The sequence below is a fragment of the Allomesorhizobium camelthorni genome (assembly GCF_011045125.1).
GTDB classification, from domain to species: Bacteria; Pseudomonadota; Alphaproteobacteria; order Rhizobiales; family Rhizobiaceae; genus Allomesorhizobium; species Allomesorhizobium camelthorni.
In genome coordinates, this window is the sequence record NZ_JAAKZF010000331.1 from 1 (window position 1) to 607 (window position 607).

The window sequence follows — 607 nt, forward strand, 5'->3', positions numbered from 1 at the left end:
GCCGGCCCAACTTCCCGCTCCAGCCGCCGTCGAGCGCGCCCTGGATGTGCTAAAGGGCGCCAAGCGCCCGCTGATCATCCTGGGTAAGGGCGCCGCTTACGCGCAGGCAGACGACCAGATTCGCGCCCTGATCGAAAAGAGCGGCATTCCATTCCTGCCTATGAGCATGGCCAAGGGCCTTCTGCCTGACACGCATCCGCAGTGTGCGGGCGCGGCACGCTCCACTGTGCTGAAAGATTCCGACGTCGTCATGCTGGTCGGCGCTCGCCTCAACTGGCTTCTGTCGCACGGCAAGGGCAAGGCCTGGGGCGACGCGCCGAAGAAGTTCATCCAGATCGACATCGAGCCGAAGGAAATGGACTCCAATGTCGAGATCGCCGCTCCGCTCGTCGGCGACATCGGTTCCTGCGTGTCAGCCCTTCTCGAAAGCATAGACGGCAAGTGGAAAGCTCCGCCGTCTGATTGGATCAACGCCGTCAATTCGAAGCGGGAAGAAAACATCGCCAAGATGGCGCCGCGGCTGATGAAGAATTCGGCCCCGATGGATTTCCATGGCGCGCTCGGCGCGTTGCGCGCCGTCATCAGGGAGCGGCCGGACGCCATTCTC

1 pseudogene is annotated in these 607 nt (G+C 63.1%); it reads left to right on the forward strand.

The annotated features are described in order from the left end of the window. A pseudogene (locus tag G6N73_RS36200) lies at nucleotides 1-607 on the forward strand (oxalyl-CoA decarboxylase); the annotation flags it as partial.